At 71.1% G+C, this 17,869-nt stretch carries 14 protein-coding genes; 13 read left to right on the top strand and 1 reads right to left on the bottom strand.

Going from position 1 to position 17,869, the window contains the following annotated elements; genetic code table 11:
• The first annotated feature begins 47 nt into the window (after nt 1-47).
• Genes ACGFNP_RS56375 through ACGFNP_RS56365 form a run of 3 tightly spaced genes read left to right on the top strand, consistent with a single transcriptional unit; the run spans nt 48 to nt 2,756 of the window.
• The gene (locus ACGFNP_RS56375; protein WP_358332599.1) at nt 48-797 is read left to right on the top strand and encodes a (Fe-S)-binding protein; all 750 of its coding nucleotides are present in this window, start codon (nt 48-50) and stop codon (nt 795-797) included.
• Nucleotides 794-2,185 carry a LutB/LldF family L-lactate oxidation iron-sulfur protein gene (locus tag ACGFNP_RS56370; protein WP_393332758.1) on the top strand — a complete coding sequence of 464 codons (1,392 nt, stop codon included), beginning with the start codon at nt 794-796 and terminating at the stop codon, nt 2,183-2,185. The genes ACGFNP_RS56375 and ACGFNP_RS56370 overlap by 4 nt, the downstream gene beginning before the upstream one ends.
• Nucleotides 2,172-2,756 carry a lactate utilization protein C gene (locus ACGFNP_RS56365; protein ID WP_358332594.1) on the top strand — a complete coding sequence of 195 codons (585 nt, stop codon included), beginning with the start codon at nt 2,172-2,174 and terminating at the stop codon, nt 2,754-2,756. Before ACGFNP_RS56370 ends, ACGFNP_RS56365 begins: the two co-directional genes overlap by 14 nt.
• Here the strand turns inward: ACGFNP_RS56365 and ACGFNP_RS56360 are convergent.
• Entirely contained in the window at nt 2,743-3,759 is a 1,017-nt protein-coding gene (locus ACGFNP_RS56360; protein ID WP_393332754.1) for a Vms1/Ankzf1 family peptidyl-tRNA hydrolase, read from the bottom strand. The genes ACGFNP_RS56365 and ACGFNP_RS56360 overlap by 14 nt on opposite strands.
• 99 nt (nt 3,760-3,858) lie before the next feature.
• On the opposite strand from ACGFNP_RS56360, the gene ACGFNP_RS56355 reads away from it, so the two are divergent.
• The 10 genes from ACGFNP_RS56355 to ACGFNP_RS56310 all read left to right on the top strand — a co-directional run bounded on the left by ACGFNP_RS56355 (nt 3,859) and on the right by ACGFNP_RS56310 (nt 17,741).
• Nucleotides 3,859-4,923, top strand: a complete 1,065-nt coding sequence (locus ACGFNP_RS56355; protein ID WP_393332751.1) for a GNAT family N-acetyltransferase — start codon at nt 3,859-3,861, stop codon at nt 4,921-4,923.
• A gap of 98 nt (nt 4,924-5,021) precedes the next feature.
• The gene (locus tag ACGFNP_RS56350) at nt 5,022-6,197 is read left to right on the top strand and encodes a precorrin-6Y C5,15-methyltransferase (decarboxylating) subunit CbiT (RefSeq protein ID WP_393332749.1); all 1,176 of its coding nucleotides are present in this window, start codon (nt 5,022-5,024) and stop codon (nt 6,195-6,197) included.
• A gap of 65 nt (nt 6,198-6,262) precedes the next feature.
• Nucleotides 6,263-7,123, top strand: a complete 861-nt coding sequence (locus ACGFNP_RS56345; RefSeq protein ID WP_358332582.1) for a sirohydrochlorin chelatase — start codon at nt 6,263-6,265, stop codon at nt 7,121-7,123.
• 3 nt (nt 7,124-7,126) lie between these two features.
• A complete protein-coding gene (cobT, locus tag ACGFNP_RS56340; RefSeq protein ID WP_358332580.1) occupies nt 7,127-8,197 on the top strand; it encodes a nicotinate-nucleotide--dimethylbenzimidazole phosphoribosyltransferase in 1,071 nt (356 codons plus the stop codon).
• A gap of 10 nt (nt 8,198-8,207) precedes the next feature.
• Nucleotides 8,208-9,221: an agmatinase gene (gene speB / locus ACGFNP_RS56335; RefSeq protein ID WP_358332577.1), complete on the top strand. Its 1,014-nt coding sequence runs from the start codon at nt 8,208-8,210 to the stop codon at nt 9,219-9,221.
• 69 nt (nt 9,222-9,290) lie between these two features.
• On the top strand, nt 9,291-10,523 hold the full coding sequence (cobA, locus tag ACGFNP_RS56330; protein WP_393332745.1) for a uroporphyrinogen-III C-methyltransferase: 1,233 nt from the start codon (nt 9,291-9,293) through the stop codon (nt 10,521-10,523).
• 317 nt (nt 10,524-10,840) lie between these two features.
• Complete coding sequence (locus ACGFNP_RS56325; RefSeq protein ID WP_393332742.1) at nt 10,841-13,225, top strand: dynamin family protein; 2,385 nt, start codon at nt 10,841-10,843, stop codon at nt 13,223-13,225.
• Nucleotides 13,222-14,844: a GTP-binding protein gene (locus ACGFNP_RS56320; protein WP_358332570.1), complete on the top strand. Its 1,623-nt coding sequence runs from the start codon at nt 13,222-13,224 to the stop codon at nt 14,842-14,844. The genes ACGFNP_RS56325 and ACGFNP_RS56320 overlap by 4 nt, the downstream gene beginning before the upstream one ends.
• Nucleotides 14,845-14,978: 134 nt before the next feature.
• Nucleotides 14,979-16,064, top strand: a complete 1,086-nt coding sequence (locus ACGFNP_RS56315; RefSeq protein WP_358332567.1) for a single-stranded DNA-binding protein — start codon at nt 14,979-14,981, stop codon at nt 16,062-16,064.
• Between the two features lie 384 nt (nt 16,065-16,448).
• On the top strand, nt 16,449-17,741 hold the full coding sequence (locus tag ACGFNP_RS56310) for a GGDEF domain-containing protein (RefSeq protein ID WP_393332738.1): 1,293 nt from the start codon (nt 16,449-16,451) through the stop codon (nt 17,739-17,741).
• Nucleotides 17,742-17,869: the final 128 nt, after the last annotated feature.

Genomic DNA, 17,869 nt, shown 5'->3' with positions numbered 1-17,869 from the left:
TATGGTCTGACCATACTGTGGTCAGACCATACATCGGAAGGAGAGTTGTGCGAGTCGCCCTGTTCATCACGTGCGTGAACGACACGCTCTTCCCCGGCACCGGCAAGGCCGTCGTGTCGCTCCTGCGCAGGCTCGGCTGCGAGGTGGACTTCCCCACCGCCCAGACGTGCTGCGGCCAGATGCACGTCAACACGGGCTACCGCGAGGAGGGCGTACGACTGGCGCGCCGCTTCACCGAGGTGTTCGCCGGATACGACGCGGTCGTCGCGCCGTCCGGATCGTGCGCCGCCATGGTGCGCGAGCAGTACCCCAAGCTGGTCCGGCCGGGCAGCAGGGGAGCGGCGGCGGTCGCCGAGGTCGCGCCCAAGGTCTACGAGCTCTCCGAGTTCCTGCTGGACGTCCTGAAAGTCGACGACGTAGGCGCATATTTCCCGCACCGGGTGACATATCACCCGACGTGTCACTCGCTGCGCGGGCTGCACCTCGGCGACCGCCCGACCAGGCTCCTCCAGAACGTCCGGGGTCTGGAGCTGGTCCCGCTCCCGGCGGCGGACGAGTGCTGCGGCTTCGGCGGCACGTTCTCCGTCAAGAACCCGGCCGTCTCCGCCGCCATGGGCGCCGACAAGGCACGCAGCGTGCTCGACACGGGCGCCGAGGTGCTGTGCGCGGCCGACAACTCGTGCCTGATGCACATCGGCGGCACACTCAGCCGCCAGCGGACCGGGGTCCGGGTCATGCACCTGGCCGAGATCCTCGCCTCGACCGAAGCTTCCACCAAAGGTGGCGACGCCCAATGAGCGCGACATTCATCGGCATGCCAGGAAATTTCCCGACAAATGCGGCGCAGGCCGTACAGAACTCTCAGCTTCGCTACAACCTCCGCAAGGCCACGCACACCATCCGGGGCAAGCGCGCGAACGTCGTCAACGAGCTCCCCGACTGGCAGGAGCTCCGCGCGGCCGGTAAGGCGATCAAGGACGACACCCTGCGCCACCTCGACCGCTACCTCGTCCAGCTGGAGGAGGCCGTGACCAGGGCGGGCGGCCACGTCCACTGGGCCCGCGACGCCGACGAGGCCAACCGCATCGTCACCCGGCTCGTCCAGGCCACCGGCGAGACCGAGGTGGTCAAGGTCAAGTCGATGGCCACCCAGGAGATCGGCCTCAACGAGGCGCTGGCCGCGCAGGGCATCACCGCCTACGAGACCGACCTGGCCGAGCTGATCGTCCAGCTCGGCGACGACTTCCCGAGCCACATCCTGGTCCCCGCGATCCACCGCAACCGGGCCGAGATCCGCGAGATCTTCCTCGACAAGATGCGCCCGGTCCCGGAAGACCTCACCGACGAGCCACGCGCGCTGGCCGAGGCCGCCCGGCTGCACCTGCGCGAACGCTTCCTCAAGAGCAAGGTCGCCGTCTCGGGCGCCAACTTCATGATCGCCGAGACCGGCACGCTGGTGGTGCTGGAGTCCGAGGGCAACGGCCGGATGTGCCTCACGCTGCCGGAGACCCTGATCAGTGTGGTCGGCATCGAGAAGCTGCTGCCCTCCTGGCGCGACCTGGAGGTCTTCCTGCAGCTGCTGCCGCGCAGCTCAACCGGCGAGCGCATGAACCCCTACACCAGCATGTGGACCGGCTCGACCGAGGGCCAGGACTTCCACCTGGTGCTGCTCGACAACGGCCGCACGAACGTGCTCGCCGACGAGGTGGGCCGCCAGGCGCTGCGCTGCATCCGCTGCTCGGCCTGCCTGAACGTCTGCCCGGTCTACGAACGCGCGGGCGGCCACGCCTACGGCTCGGTCTACCCGGGCCCGATCGGCGCGATCCTCACCCCGCAGCTCAGGGGCATGTCGTCGGAGCTCGACGCCTCGCTGCCGTACGCCTCCAGCCTCTGCGGCGCCTGCTACGAGGTGTGCCCGGTCGCCATCGACATCCCCGAGGTGCTCGTGGACCTGCGCGCCAAGGTCCGCCACGCGCCGGCCGAGCGCGTGGGCATGCGCGTGGCGGGCTGGATACTCAACGACGAGGTACGCCTGTCGAAGGCGCAACGCCTGGCCACCCGCTTCCGCAAGGTGGTGCCGAAACGCCTGCCGGGCCCGCTGTCGGCCTGGACCGACACCCGGGACCTGCCGGAGATCCCGGAAGAATCGTTCAGAGACTGGTGGGAGCGTAATGAGCGCGCGTGACGAGATCCTGGCCAGGGTCCGCCGAGCCGTGGAAGGCGCGCCCGAGGTGGCGATCCCGCGCGGCTACCGCACGGCAGCGCAGGTGGAGGACCTGGTGGGGCTGTTCGCCGAGCGGGTGGACGACTACCGCGCGGTCGTGCACGTGCTGCCTTCGGCCGAGGTGCCCGGCAAGATAACCGAGCTGGTGGCCGGCCGCCGGATGGTCGTGCCGGACGGGCTGCCGCCGGAGTGGCGGGTGCCCGGCGGCGTCGCGGGCGGCACGGTGGCCGAGCTGGACGGCGCCGACGGGGTGGTCACCGGCTGCGCGGTGGCGATCGCCGAGACCGGCACGATCGTCCTCGACGCGGGCCCCGGTCAGGGCCGCAGGGCGCAGACCCTGGTGCCCGACTATCACCTGTGCGTGGTCCGCGCGGACCAGATCGTGGCCGGCGTCCCCGAAGCGGTGGCCAGGCTCGACCCGGTCCGCCCGCTGACCTGGATCAGCGGGCCGTCGGCGACCAGCGACATCGAGCTCAACCGGGTGGAGGGCGTACACGGGCCCAGGACGCTGGAAGTGATCATAAGTACCTGATGACCGCCGCCACGTCCGCGACCTCCGGAGTGAACCACAGCTCGGCGTCCGTCATGGTCGCGGCCCTGGCCAGCGCGGAGTCCGCGCGTTCCGGCCGCGGCTCGTCGACCCCCCAGCCGCGTAGCTCCCCGGCGTCGGGGGCCAGTTGCGTGCCGCCGCCGCCGATCCACATGGGCTGCGGCAGCTCGCCCGGCATGAGCACCGCGTGCACCCTGCCCTCCCGCAGGGCGTGCGCGACGCCGGCCCGTCCGGTGGGGCCGCCGGCCTCGCGGTGCCGGTCGAGCAGCTCCGCCCGGCGGCGCTCGAGGTAGGCGTCGAGCGCGGTCTCGGCGTCGCGTACGAACTGCCCGTGGTCGGCCCGGCTGCCGTGCTCGACCATCATCACGCGGTCCGCGGACTTCGTACCGAGGTGGTTGCAGAGCAGCGCGCGCGACTTCGGCTCGCCGCCCAGCACGATCAGTTCGAGGCCGAGCCGCCGGACCTGCTCGTCGATCTCGTGCGCGACGGCCACCGCGGTCTGCTCCCACGCCTCCTCCACGGCGCGCTCGTACCGCTTCTGCGACCAACCGCCCTGCGCGGTCTTCGGCAGCGGCCACGAGGTGGCCTCCACGGTGGACCGGCGGGGCGAGCCGCCGCCGAAGGCGGTCAGCTCGGCGCCCGCGTGGTCGGCGATGACCCGCAGATGCGGCACGTTCTCCCCGCGCAGCATGAGCATGGGCGTGACCAGCGGCAACGGCGAGTACGCGGCCAGCGCGGCCGGCTCCTCGGCGAACGTCTCCGCCAGCACCACGTCGCCGTGGGTGGCGAACATCGCCCGCCCGGCCGCCGCCCCGGCCGCCTCCGCCTCCAGGGCGTCGAGCGTCGCCGGGTCCGCCTCGCCACGGAGCCGGCGGCGCAGCACCTGCCAGTGTCGCTCGCGGTCGCGCTGAGTGAGCCCGGCCAGATAGACCGACGCGTACGGCCCGCGGCGCTCAAAGAGCGGCCGGATGAAGTCGAGCCGCACTGCTCACCACCTCCACTTCTTCCTCTCCCCTGCGCCTACCCCCGCTTTCATGAGCAAACATCGCGAGTGTGTACCCTGCCGAGGGTGTTCGATCCCGGCGTGAGAATCACCACCGCGCGGCTCGTGCTCCGGCCCTTCAGCACCAGGGACGCCGACCGGATCCGGTCGATCGTGCAGTCCGGTGTCCAGTTCCTGCCGCCCGGCACGCCCGCCAAGGTGTCGGGCATCGCGCACTGGCTCAAGACCGGCGTGCACGAGCTGCGGCGCTCCGGGCAGGGCGTGCACCTGGCGATGGCCGACGCCGACGACCGCGTCGTCGGCGCCATCAGCCTGTTCAAGACCGCGTGGGGCGCGGGCACGACCGAGGTCGGCTACGGCGTGCACCCCCTCTACCGGGGCCGCGGCTTCGCCCCCGAAGCCGTGCGCGGGCTGGTCGACTGGGTGTTCGCCACCACCGAGTTGCGCAGGATCGATCTGACGGCCAACCTCGACAACCTGGCCTCGCTGCGCGTCGCGCAGAAAGCGGGCTTCACCTGGGAAGGCGTGCTCCGTGACGCCGCGATGGAGGACGACGGGCCGCATGATCTGGTGATCTTCGGCCTGCTGCGCGGCGACAGTCGCGCCCCTTTCGAGACGCTGCCCCGGACCGAGCTGCGTACCCAGCGACTGCTGCTCAGACCGCTGGCCGAGGCGGATGTGGCGGACCTGGCGGCCACGGGCGCCGACCCGCTCACCCAGGCCGAGACCGGGCTGCCGCGCGGTTACACCCAGGCGGACGCCCGCGCGTTCATCGGCGCCGCCGAGCGGGCACGGACCAGGGGACACGGGATCGCCTACGCCGTGGCGGAACTGGCCGGCGGCCGTTTCGTGGCGAACGTGGACCTCAGGGACGCCGACTGGGCCAACCGAACGGTGGAGGTCGGCTACATGACCGCGCCCTGGGCCCGCGGCAAGGGGTACGCGGGGGAGGCGGTGCGGGCGGTGTCCCGCTGGCTGTTCGTCACGCAGGGTTTCGTGCGGTTGCAACTGCGCGCCGCGGTCTCCAACGTGGCCTCGCAGCGTGTCGCGGAGAAGGCGGGCTTCGTCCGCGAGGGCGTGGTGCGCAACGCGCTCCAGGGCCGGGACCTGGTCGTCTACAGTCTCATCCCGTCCGATCTGAGCTAAGGGTTGGTTCGTGCGGACAGGCACACCGGACTGGCCCTCCTACCCCTTTGTGAAACTCCTCAGCAACAGTCACCCTTAGTGGTGAGGTGGTGAGGCCCATGATCACAGTGGTCGGGTGGGACGGATCAGAGCTGTCGGCCAGGGCGGTCGAGCGGCTGCGCGGAGCGACGCTCGTGGTGGGGCCCGACGCCATCATCGGGCAGCTCAAGCTGACCGCGCCGGTCGTGGCCGACGGGTCGCTGCTCCAGACCCTCGACAGCCACTTCGAGCAGGGCGAGGGCGCCGCCGTGGTGGTCGCCGAGGGCGATCCCGGCTTCTTCGGCGTGGTACGCAGGCTGCGCGCCCACGGGCTCAAGCCCGACGTGCTCCCCGCCACCTCGCTGGTCACCCGCGCCTTCGCCTGCGCCGGGCTCAACTGGGAGGACGCCCTGGTCGTCGCCCCGGCCGGCCCGCACCAGCTCAACCGCGTGGTCAACGCCTGCAGAGCGCACCCCAAGGTGGCCCTGCTGGTCGCGCCCGGGGTCGGGCCCGGTGACATCGCCCGCGAGCTGGCTCCGACCACCCCGCGCGAGCTCATCGTCTGCGAGGACATCGGCGGGCCCGACGAGCGGGTCACCCACAGCCGCATGGGTGAGGCCACCACCCGGCCGTGGAAGGACCCCGACGTGGTGCTCGTCATCGACCCCCTTCACCAGGCCAGAGAGCCCGGCTGGGTGGCGGGTGCGCAGCCGGGGCCGGCCGAGTGGGCGCTGCCGTCCGCGACCGCGATCCCGGCCGAGGCCAGGGCGTACATCCTGGCCAAGCTCGGCCCCAGGCTCGGCGACCTGGTGTGGGACGTGGGCGCCGGCTCCGGCGAGATCGCCGTCGAGTGCGCCAGGCTCGGCGCGGCCGTCGTGGCCGTCGAGCGTGACGACGCGGCCTGCGCCCGGCTGCGCGCCGCGGTGCTCGAACACGGCGTCAAAGTGGCGCTGGCCAGGGGCCAGGCGCCACCCGCGCTCGAACCGCTGCCCGATCCCGACGCCGTGTTCGTCGGCGGGGGCGGGGCCGATGTCATCGTCGCCTGCGCCGCCCGCCGCCCCCGTACGCTGGTCTGCGCGCTCAAGTCGGTCGAACAGGTCTCCGCGGTGCTCGACCGGCTCCGCGAGCACGGCTATCGTGCCGAGGGCACGCAGATAATCGCCTCAAAGCTCACCATTCAGCCGGACGGATCGCATAGCCTGACCGCGGCCGACCCAGTCTTCGTCGTGCACGCGACCCCCTCGCGTGTGGCGTGACCTGTCCCAACCGGCACGCATCGGTTATCCTCGCGTGTCTTGCCTACGCACCGGAGAATCCCTCAATGAAGCCCCCGCTCCTGCTCATCGGGCAGGGCTCGAACGATGACGCCGACTCCGCCGAGTTCGGCAGGTTCGTCCACAGGCTCCGATGCCGTCTGGACCAGCGGGCCGCCGACGTCTCCGGCGGCTATCTCGAGCGCGCCACGCCACGGGTGAGCGAGTCCGTCGCCTCCCTGGTCGCCCGGGGACACCACCGCCTGGTGGCGCTGCCGCTGAGCCTCAACCGGGTGGGCGCGGAGTTCCCCGCCGAGATGGCGCGGGTGCAGGAACGGCACCCGACGCTGATGTGCGACTACGGCCGCCCGCTCGGGCCCGACCCGCGCGTGCTCGCGCTGCTGGCCGAGCGGCTCAACGACGCCGCCACCGAGATACCCAAACTGCGCCCGCTGGAGCTGGTCGGCGGCCGCCCGCGGCTGCGGGCCGTCGACTCGGCGGCCATCGAGCCGCCTGCCCACATCGAGCCCGGGGAGACCGCGGTCGTCCTGGTCGGCGAGGGTTCCACCGACCCGACGGGCAACGCCGAGATCCACCGTGTCTCCCGGCTGTTCTGGGAGACGCACGCCTATGACTTCATGACGGTCGAGACCGCCTTCGTGTCGGTCACGCCACCCGGGGTCCCCGGCGGGCTCGAGCGCTGCCGCCGCCTGGGTGCCAAGCGCGTGATCGTCGTGCCGTACCTGCTGTTCGCGGGCGGGATGCTGGAGCGCGTGTGGGCGCAGGCGCTGGCCTATGGCGCCGGCCACCCCGAGCTCGACATCCGCTGCGCCGAGGTGATCGGCGACTGCGAGACCCTGGCCGATGTCGTCATCGACCGCTACGAGGAAGCGCTCCAACTTGGTCCCCTGATCCCTACCCGGAGGTAAGCCGTGCTCGCTGAGACGCTCGCCGCGATTCGCCCCGCCGACCCGCGCGCCATCGCCGACGCCCGGGCCTACCAGGACCGTCTCACCAAGCCGCGCGGCTCGCTCGGCGCGCTGGAAGAGGTCGCGGTACGTCTGTCGGGCGCCGCGGGCGCCACCCCGCCGCCCATGCCGGACCCGGCAGCCCTGGCCATCTTCGCCGCCGACCACGGCGTCCACGCCCAGAACGTCACCCCGTGGCCGCAGGAGGTCACGGTCCAGATGGTGGCCAACTTCCTGTCGGGCGGCGCGGTGGCCAACGCCTTCGCCAAGCAGGTGGGCGCGACGGTGACCGTGGTCGACGTCGGTGTCGCGGCGGACCTGCCCGACGCGCCTGGCCTGGTCAAGCGCAAGATCGGCTACGGTACGGACGACATGTCCGTGGGTCCGGCCATGACCGTGGATCAGGCCGTACAGGCTCTGGAAGCCGGCATCTCGGTGGCGCGCGAGCTGGTGGCGGGCGGCGCCCGCTGCCTGATCACCGGCGACATGGGCATCTCCAACACCACGGCCTCCGCCGCGCTGATCTCCGCCTTCACCGGCCGGGACCCCGTCGAGGTCACGGGCAGGGGCACCGGGATCGACGACGAGACCCACGCCCGCAAGGTGGAAGTGATCCGCGAGGCGCTCCGGGTGAACGGCGTGAACTCCGTCATGTCCCTGCCCAGCGACGCCCTGCGGGCGCTGGCCGCCGTGGGCGGCTTCGAGCACGCGGCGCTGGTGGGCTTCATCCTCGGCGGCGCCGCGGCCCGCGTGCCGCTGATCCTCGACGGGGTCATCGCCGGGTCGGCCGCCCTCGTGGCGGCCGCGCTCGACCCCGCCGCGCTGGATCACTGCGTCGCCGGGCACCGCTCTGCCGAGGTCGGCCACACCGCCGCCCTCGAACACCTCGGTCTGCGCCCCCTGGTGGACCTGGAGCTGCGGCTGGGGGAGGGCACCGGCGGGCTGCTGGCCTACCCGATCGTCTGCGCCGCCGTACGTGTCATGCACGAGGTCGCCACCTTCGACTCGGCGGGAGTGACGGAAAAACCCGTGTGATGATGGGGTCATGTCGAGATACGGCCCCATGTACGGGCCCGATATCACCTTCCTCGGCGTCGACCGATGCGACGTCGGCGACCCGGCGACCTACGCGGGCGCCGACGTAGTGATCATCGGGGCTCCGTTCGACGGTGGGACCTCCAACCGTCCCGGAGCCAGGTTCGGCCCGATGGCCCTGCGGCAGGCCTGTTACCTGCCGCACGACGGCTCCAGGCCCAGCCTGGCGCTGCGCGTGGACGCGCTCAAGGACCTGCGTGTGCTCGACGCGGGCGACGTCGAGTGCTACTCCGGCGACGTCGAGTCCTCGCTGGCCGCCATCGAGGACGCGGTCCACCGCGTCGCCGCCTCCGGGGCTGTGCCGCTCGTCCTGGGCGGCGACCACACGGTCGCGCTGCCCGACGCCAGGGGCACCGCCAGGGCGTACGAGCCGGGCCGCACCTCGATGATCCACTTCGACGCGCACGCCGACACGGGCAACATCGCCTTCGGCCACCTGTACGGCCACGGCCAGCCCATGCGCCGGCTCATCGAGTCCGGTGCCATCCGCGGTGACCGGTTCCTGCAGATCGGCCTGCGCGGCTACTGGCCGGGCCCCGAGACGCTCGGCTGGATGGCCGAGCAGCACATGCGCTCGTACGAGATGACCGAGATCGTCGCCCGGGGGCTGGAGGAGTGCCTGACCGAGGCGTTCGGCATCGCGCTCGACGAGTGCGACCAGATCTTCCTGTCCGTCGACATCGACGTCTGCGACCCAGGGCACGCGCCCGGCACCGGCACGCCCGAGCCGGGCGGGCTGTCGGCCAGGCAACTCCTCGACTCGGTCCGGCGGATCTGTTACGAACTGCCGGTGGCCGGCATGGAGGTGGTCGAGGTGGCTCCGCCGTACGATCATGCGGACATCACCGCGTTCCTCGGGAACCGGGTTATCCTTGAGGCGCTGTCAGCGATGGCCAGACGCCGGAAGGACGATAATGGCGGGCCCCGCTGGGATCCTCACCAGCCGCTTCTTGACGGCCGATAAATCTCTCGGTAAGACCCGGTAGGTTTACCTCTTAACACACCAAGCTTCGCGAACGGGAGATTCCCCAGCATGGGCCCCTACCTCCTTGGCCTGCGGCTTTCCGGGCGCCGGGTCCTCGTCGTGGGCGGCGGGCGTGTCGCCCAGCGAAGGGTTCCGGCGCTGTTGGAGGCCGGTGCCGAGGTCACCGTGGTGTCCACGAGCGTCACGCCGGCTCTCGACGACCTGATCGCCACCGGCCGGATCACCTGGCACGCCCGGCCCTACGAGGTCGGCGACTGCGACGGAGCCTGGCTCGTCCAGGCCTGCACCGACGACAGATCCGTCAACACCGCCGTCGCCGCCGAGGCCGAGGCCAAACGGATCTGGTGCGTGCGCGCCGACGACAAGGACGCCTCCGCCGCCTGGACCCCCGCCTCCGGGCGGGTCGACGAGATCACCGTGGCGGTGACCGCCGGCGGCGACCCGCGCAGGGCGGCCGGCATCAGGGACGCGGTCGTGGGCGCGCTGCGCGACGGCACGGTCGATGCCCGCCGCAGCCGTACCAAACCCGTCGGCGTGGCCCTGGTCGGCGGTGGGCCCGGCGATCCCGGCCTGATCACCGTGCGGGGGCGGCAGCTCCTCGCGCAGGCCGACGTGGTGGTCGCCGACCGGCTCGCGCCCCGCGCCCTCCTCGACGAGCTCGCACCCGACGTCGAGCTCATCGACGCGGCCAAAGTGCCCTATGGCAGGTCGCTCTCGCAGGAGTCCATCAACGAGTTGCTCATCGACCGGGCCAGACAGGGCAAGTTCGTGGTCCGGCTCAAGGGCGGCGACCCGTTCGTGTTCGGGCGCGGCGGCGAAGAGATGATCGCCTGTGCCCGCGCGGGCATCCCGGTCCTCGTGGTTCCCGGCATCACCAGCGCCGTGGCGGTGCCCGCCGCGGCCGGGGTCCCGGTGACGCATCGCGGGGCCAGCCAGGAGTTTCACGTGATCTCCGTGCACGTCGCGCCGGACGACCCCCAATCGACCGTCGACTGGCCGGGGCTGGCCCGTTCGCGGGGCACGCTGGTGCTGATGATGGCCGTCGAGAGGCTGGCGAAGGTGGCCGAGGCACTCCTGAGAGATGGACGCCCTCCGGAGACTCCCGTAATGGTGGTACAGGACGGTACTCTTCCGACCCAGCGGGCGGTTGTGGCTCCACTTTCCACCGTGGCCGACCGCGTGTCCGCGGCTGGTATACGGCCGCCGGCGATCGTCATCGTCGGCGACGTCGTAAGGGTCGGCCAGGAGGTCGAGATGGTTCGAGCGGGGCGTCTGCCGTGAGCACGGCCATGGATGACGGGCGCCAGGAGTCGCCTGGGGAGCAGACGTTGAGCTTCCGCGCCATCACGGACGAGTCCGCGGCGCCACCACCGGCCGCTGCGGTCGGGGACGATTCTGCGGCGTCATCCTCGACCGCTGCAGACGAAGACGAGTCCGCGGCACCGACGCCGGCCGCCGCGGTCGAAGACGATTCTGCGGTGCCGCCATCGGCCTCTGCGGTCGAAGACGATTCTGCGGCGCCATCGCCGGCCTCTGCGGCCGAGGGGGAGGCCCCGGCTTCGGCCGGAGAGTCTCCCGGCGAGGCGGCGGAGCTTGCGGTGTCGTCTGAGGAGCCCTCTGATGGGCCCGAGGCGTCGTCTGATGTCGGCGATGTGGGCGCGTCGGACTCCGAAGAGCCGGAGGAGCTTGACGTGTCGTCCGGCGAGGCGGCGGAGCTTGAGGCGTCGTCCGAGGAACCTTCTGATGGGCCCGAGGCGTCGTCTGATGTCGGCGATGCGGGCGATGTGGACCCCGCAGAGCCGGAGGCATGGGCCGAGTTGGACGAGCCGGCTGACGAGGAGCCTGACGTGCGGGCGGAGCTGGAGGAGCCTGAGGCTCCGTCTGACGAGGAGCCCGCGGAATCAGCCGAGCTCGCGCAGCCCGACGAGCCCGCGGAATCATCCGAGCTTGCGCAGCCAGACGAGCCAGCAGGGCCCGACGAGCACAACGAGCCCGCGGAGCCGGCCTGGCTCAGGGAGCTCGACGAGGCGGAGGCACGGGCGAAGCTCGCGGAGCAGCAGGCGCGGGCAGAGCTCGCGGAGACCGACAAGCCTGGGCAACCGGCCGGGTTCCTGACACTCGATGAGCCGCAGGCGCGGGTCGAGCCCGCGGAGACCGACGAGTCTGCCGAGGACGAGCCTGCGGGATCGGCGGACGCCGCCAAGGAGCCGTCCGCCTGGCACTTCCCGGACCCGCAGGCCGAACGAAAGGTGGCCGCGCAGGCTGTCCGCGAAGACTCCGCGGCGGCCGCCGACGCGGGGAAGCCCGCCGGTGGGAGGCCCCCCGCACCGCGCGTCGAGCCGCTGCCTCCCGAGATGGTCGCGGCGCTGACGGCGGCGCTCAACGCGCTTCGCGAGAGCGTGTCCGACCTGCGGTTCGGCCTGGACCTGCCGGGCGCGGTCGAGGCCAGGCAGGCCCGTGCCGACCTGCTCGCCCAGCTCCAGGACTACGTAATCCCGAGAGTACGGACGAACACCGCGCCCGCCCTCATAGTGGTCGCGGGCTCGACCGGCGCGGGCAAGTCCACCCTGGTCAACTCCCTCGCCGAGAAGAACATCTCCCGCACCGGCGTACGGCGGCCCACCACCGGCATCCCCGTGCTGGTCTGCCACCCGGACGACCGGCAGTGGTTCACCAAGGGTGACCTGCTCGGCGGTATGCGGCGGATCGACAAGCCCTCGCGCGACGCCGGCCTCGGCAGCCTGGTCGTGGTCGCGACCGAGAAGCTGCCGCAGGGCGTCGCGCTGCTCGACACCCCCGACATCGACTCGGTCGTCGAGGAGCACCACGAGATCGCCCACCGCATGCTCGACGCCGCGGACCTGTGGATCTTCGTCACCACGGCCGCCCGCTACGCCGACGCCCCCGCCTGGAACCTGCTGCGCCTGGCCAAGGAACGCGGTGCCCGGCTGGCCATCGTGCTCTCGCGCGTCCAGCCCAAGGCGCGTGAGGTCGTGCTGAAGCACTTCGTCCGGATGCTCACCGAATACGGCTTGGGCGAGGTCGACAGGTTCGTCATCGGCGAGGCGAAGGTGGTCGACGGCAGGCTGCCCGACCACGAGATGACCGATCTGCGCCTCTGGCTGGCCGAGCTCTCCGTCGACGAGGACCGCCGCGCGCAGGCCGTACACGAGACGCTCAACGGCGTGCTCGACAGCTTCCGCACCCGCGTCCCCGCGCTGGCCAGGCACCTGGAGGGGCAGGTCGCGTTCCGCACGGAGCTCCGCGCGGACGTGGAAGCGGCCTACATGAGCGCGCTCGCCGAGATCGACAAGGCGACCAGAAACGGCATGCTGGTCCACGGCGAGGTGCTGGCTCGCTGGCAGGACTTCGCCGGGTCCGGCGACCTCATGCGCACTATCCAGTTCCGCAAGCGGGGCAGGTCGAGCAGGCAGGCGCCCGAGCGTGTCACGGCGTTCCGATCGGCGCTGCGTGCCGGTCTGGAGTCGTTGATCGTCGCCGCCGCCAACCGCGCCGCCGAGGAGGTGGTCGCCCGCTGGCGGCACCGCTCGGAGCTGGGCGGCACGATCGGCGCCGGCCTCGACGGCCCTTCCGACGAGCTCGTACGTCATGCCGCCCGGGCCATCGCCGCCTGGCAGGAGCACGTCACGGAGCTCGTACGTACGGAGGGCGTGGCCAAGCGGTCGGTGTCGAAATTCGTGTCGTTCGATGCCGACTCGCTATCGTTGATCTTCATGGTCGCGATGTTCAGCGGCGGCACCGTCGAAGGCGTCCCGCACCGGCTGGTCAACGCGCTGCTCGGTGCCGAGTCGTTGCGCGGCATCGGCGCCAAGGCGCTCAGTGACCTCCGAGCCAGGATCGGCATGCTGTTCGACGAGGAATCCATGCGTTACGTGCAAGCGCTCGATTCGGCCGGGATACCCGACGAGTCCATCGCGACCCGCCTCTACCAAGCGACGTACAACCTCGAGGTCGCTCGATGACCACCGTCACCACCAGGCCGGGCCTGGCTCCGCGGCTGACCGCGCTGACCAAGATCGTCGAGCTCGGGCCCGGGCGGCTTGACCAGAAGCTGCTCTCCGAGGCGAGCACGCTGCTGACGCGGGCCGGTGACCGGCTCAAGCTGTCGTCGGAGCACACCGTGGTCGCCCTTGCCGGCGGCACCGGCAGCGGCAAGTCGTCGCTGTTCAACGCGATCTCCGGGCTGGAGCTGTCGCCCACGGGCGTGCGCCGGCCCACCACCGCCCGTACACACGCCTGTGTGTGGGGGCTGGAGGGTGCCGCGCCGCTGCTCGACTGGCTGCAGATCCAGTGGCGCCACCGCTTCGCCCGCGCCAGCGCGCTGGACAAGGGCGAGAGCCAGCTCCACGGGCTGATCCTGCTCGACCTGCCCGACCACGACTCGATCAGGGCACTCACCGACACCGAGGCCGACCGGCTCATCGGCCTGGCCGACCTCGTGGTGTGGGTGCTCGACCCGCAGAAATACGCCGACGCCTCCACGCACCGGCGCTACGTCGCCGAACTGGCCGGGCACGAGGCGGTGACCGTGTTCGCGCTCAACCAGGCCGACCGGCTCAGCCCCGAAGAGCTCGCCGAGCTGGTCATCGACCTCAACGACCTGCTCCGCCGCGAAGGCGTCGAACACCCCAGCGTGGTGCCCACCTCGGCGGTCAGCGGCCGGGGCGTCGACAGCCTCAAGAGCGTCATCTCGAGCGCGGTCAGCCGGCGGCGGGCGGCCATCCACAAGATCGAAGCCGACCTGCGCCGGCTGGAGCAGCGCCTGTCCCAGACCATGCCGGTCGGCCAGGCGCTCTCCGCACCGGCGTCGGTCGACGAGGCCCGCAGGCTCGGTCTGACGGACGCGCTCTGCGACGCTGTGGGCGTTCCGGCCGTGGGCGAGGCCATGGAGAACGTCTACGCCGAGCGGTCGAGCCGCTGGGTGGGCTGGCCGTACCCGCGCTGGCTGGCCAAGTTCCGTCCTGACCCGCTCAAATCGCTGCGCCTGGAGGATGTCAGCGACGAGATCCGCGGCATCACGACCGGGTCGGTGAGTGCGCAGGCCGCCGAGGTGTCCAACGCCGTACAGGCGCTGGCCGACGGACTGTCGGTCGGGATGCACCCGGTGTGGCGCACCGCCGTGCACCGCGCGGCCCGCTCCCGCTCCAGCCAGCTGCCCAAAGCGCTGACCGAGGACCTCACGGAGGTCGCGCCCGAGCTCGACCGGGTTCCTGGCTGGTGGCGGCTGCTGAAGATCTGGCAGTACTTCCTGGTCGGCGCCTTCGTCGGCGGACTGGCCTGGCTGACGGTGGGGCTGACCGTCCCCGGCCAGCTGCCCGCGGCTCTCCAACTGCTCGGCGACAGCGCCGCGCTGCCCTGGGTGGGGCTGATGATGGCCTCCGTACTGGGGCTGGGGGCGCTGTCGGGCATCGCGTCGCGTAACTTCGTCGTGCTTGGAGCGTCGAGGGAACGCGAACGGCTGGAGCGGGAGATGCGCCGCCGGGTGGCCGCGGTGTCGGAGACCATGGTGGTGGAGCCCGTCGAACGCGAGCTCGGCCGTCACCACGCCTTCTACAGCGCCATGCGCGGCCTGTCCGGCTGACCTCCGTCCACAGGCCTCCGCCCCAGCGGTGGCCTTATCCACAGAACCCCGTTCGCCTCCTCCCGCCCCTGCCCGCCTGAGGCACCGTATTCCCAGGTCGCGGGCACCCCGCCCGCCACAGGGGAGGCAACGGGATGAACGACATCTACATCACGCTCACCGGCAACGTCGCAGCAGAGCCACGGCAATACAGCTTCGACGACGGGGCCAGGGTGACCTCGCTCCGAGTGCTCACCACCCACCGTTATTTCGACAGGAAGACCGGGCAGTGGGCCGACGGTGAGCGGGTGTGCTTCGCGGTCCGCTGCTGGCGCGCCCTCGGTGACAATGTCGCCAAATCTGTGCAGGTAGGGCAGCCTGTGGTCGTTTCCGGGAAGCTCCGCATCAGGGAGTTCGGCCCCGAGGGCGACCGGCGCTTCATGCCCGAGGTGGAGGCCAGCGCGGTGGGCCACGACCTGCGCTGGGGCACAGGCGTCTTCGCCAAGCCGGAGCGCGCCGGCGGCACCGTCTCGGTGAGCAAGGAGATGCGCGACCGCCTGGACGAGGAAACTCAGGACTGGGCCCTGGGCGCCAAACCCACCCCCGACCGCCACACGGCAACCCGGCTGGATGCTCGATCGGACGCCAGGACGGATGCTGAAGGCGTTACTCGGGCGGATGCGCGGATGGACGTGCGAGCGGATGCTCAGGCCGTTACTCGGGCGCATGTGATCGATGAAGGTGTCGTAGTCAGCGGCGCGGAGGAGCAGCAGCGCGCACCCGAACACCTGGCGGAGACGCGAGCTCTCGCGGACGGGGTCTCGGCATCGCCGGACCGCCCGATCTCGCAGCAGGATCGCTCGACTTCACAGACGCACACGTCCGGGGAGAGCGGCCCGGTCGGAGAGGGACGTGCACTGACTGCTGGCGCCAAGGAACAGACATCCGCCAGCGTGCTCGGCACCGGCTCTCGCCGCAGCCGCACCCTCGAAAGCACCACTACGACAGGCTCCACCAAGCAGGGCACCGGCACCTCACCCACCAAGCAGCCCAGCGCCAAGCGATCCGCCTCGTCATCAACAGGTGCTGCGCCAACCGCCTCAACGGGGTCCCCGTCCGCAGGCGCTCTCACTCACACAGACAGGAGCAGCAGCGCAACCGTACGGATCTTGGGCGCTGACGACAACGAGACCGAGGCGGAGGACGCCGGTTGGCCGACGGAGGAGCGGGCGGCGGCGTAGCGGGCTCTGCGGCACAACGGCTCACGCATGAGCGGAGCATCGGTCGATCAAGCCGGTGCCCGCTCATGCGCCCGCAGGGAGAGAGAGCGGGAGGGAGGGGTGCACCGGCCGTACGCGGTGATGCCATGGAGCCCCGAAGGACCTGGCACCGAAACTCGGCCGATGGCGTTGCCGGTTTCAGATGACTAGAGCGTCATTCAGGTCCAGGTCACGCCCTGCACCATGGCTGCTCCTTTCCGAGCACGGTCCGCTCGCGGAGTGAGCGGTGTCATTCGCCGACTACAGCACGTATGTGGTCACAACGTCAAACGTAGTGGGTTCCCATCGCGCAACGCACACTCCGCAATTAATGTGTTACACATCGTTAGTCAGGGAGGGGACGAGATGGCGGCGACCAGTCACGCCTCGGTCAAGCCTCGCAACGGTGTGTCAACGCTGGCCGACCGCTGGCCGCTACTCGGACAGCGCCGCCCGCTTCTGTACTACCTGGGCGGAATTGTCGCCCTCAATCTCGCCGCGACCGTCTATTTCATGATGTCAACTGTGCTTCGATGGCCGGAACTACTGACGTTCGCCGCCCTCATGGGCTGTGGCGCGGTCTGCATCGAGGCCACCAGACGCCTGGGCATGCCCGCCGGTGTGTCCCGTGACCTGCTGTCGGCATGGTGGTTGCCGGTGGCGTTGCTGCTACCGCCGGTCTACTCCCTGTTCGCCCCGATCGTGCTGCAGGTCCTGCTGCAATGGCGGGTCCGTGCGACGGTCCTCTATCGACGGGTGTGCAGCGCGGCGGTCATCGGGCTGGCGGCCTGCACGGCGTCCGTGACGTTCCACTGGCTCGTGCCCAACTCGGCGGTGCTCTCGCGGGGCAACGGCCCCCCGATCGCTTTCGCGGTCGCCGCCGCCATGATCTTCGCCCTGCTCAACACCATCCTCATCGCGATCGCCGCGCACACCGCCAACCCCGACATCTCCTGGCGCGAGGTGCTCTGGGACAGGGAGAGCGTGCTCCTCGACGTCGTGGAGCTCTGCCTGGGAGTCACGGTCGCGATCGCCTGCGGGCTCAACCTCGCCCTGCTGATCCTCGCCCTGCCGCCGGTCGTCCTCCTCCAGCGCAGCCTCCTGCACGCCCAGCTTCAGGCGGCGGCCCGCACCGACTCCAAGACCGGCCTGCTGAACGCCGCCGCCTGGCAGCGGGAGGCCGACACCGAGATCGTCCGCGCCCGCCGCACCGGCGAGACGCTCGCCCTCCTGATCATCGACATCGACCACTTCAAACGGGTCAACGACAAGCACGGCCACCTCGCCGGCGACCAGGTCCTCGTCGGCGTCGCGGCCACCCTCCGCAGCCAACTGCGCGACTACGACGTGGTGGGCCGCTTCGGCGGGGAGGAGTTCGTGGTCCTCCTGCCACGCGCCGACGTCCACGAGGCGCGCCGAGTGGCCGAACGCCTCCGCTACTGCATCGGCCGCATGGCCGTCCCGGCCGACGACGCGATGATCAGCGTCACCGTCTCGGCGGGTGTGGCCCTGATGAGCGTCCACGGCGACGACCTGATCGAACTCCTGGCCGCAGCCGACCTGGCCCTGTACCGGGCGAAAGAACTCGGCCGCGACCGCGTCTGCATCCCCGCCGTCCAACCACCCCCACCCGCCCTCCCCGAAGACCCCGCCGCCTGACCCCGCACCCGATTTCCTCTCCTTCCGGAGGTTCGGTGGTCTGGAGCCGTACTTCGTTTTCCTCGTCCTTCCGGAAGTTCGGCCTCTAAGGGGGTACCTGGCGCCGTACCTGATTTGCTCGTGTTCAC

This window comes from Nonomuraea sp. NPDC049269 (assembly GCF_043197155.1).
GTDB lineage: Bacteria > Actinomycetota > Actinomycetes > Streptosporangiales > Streptosporangiaceae > Nonomuraea.
This window is presented reverse-complemented; position numbering and strand designations above follow the sequence as displayed.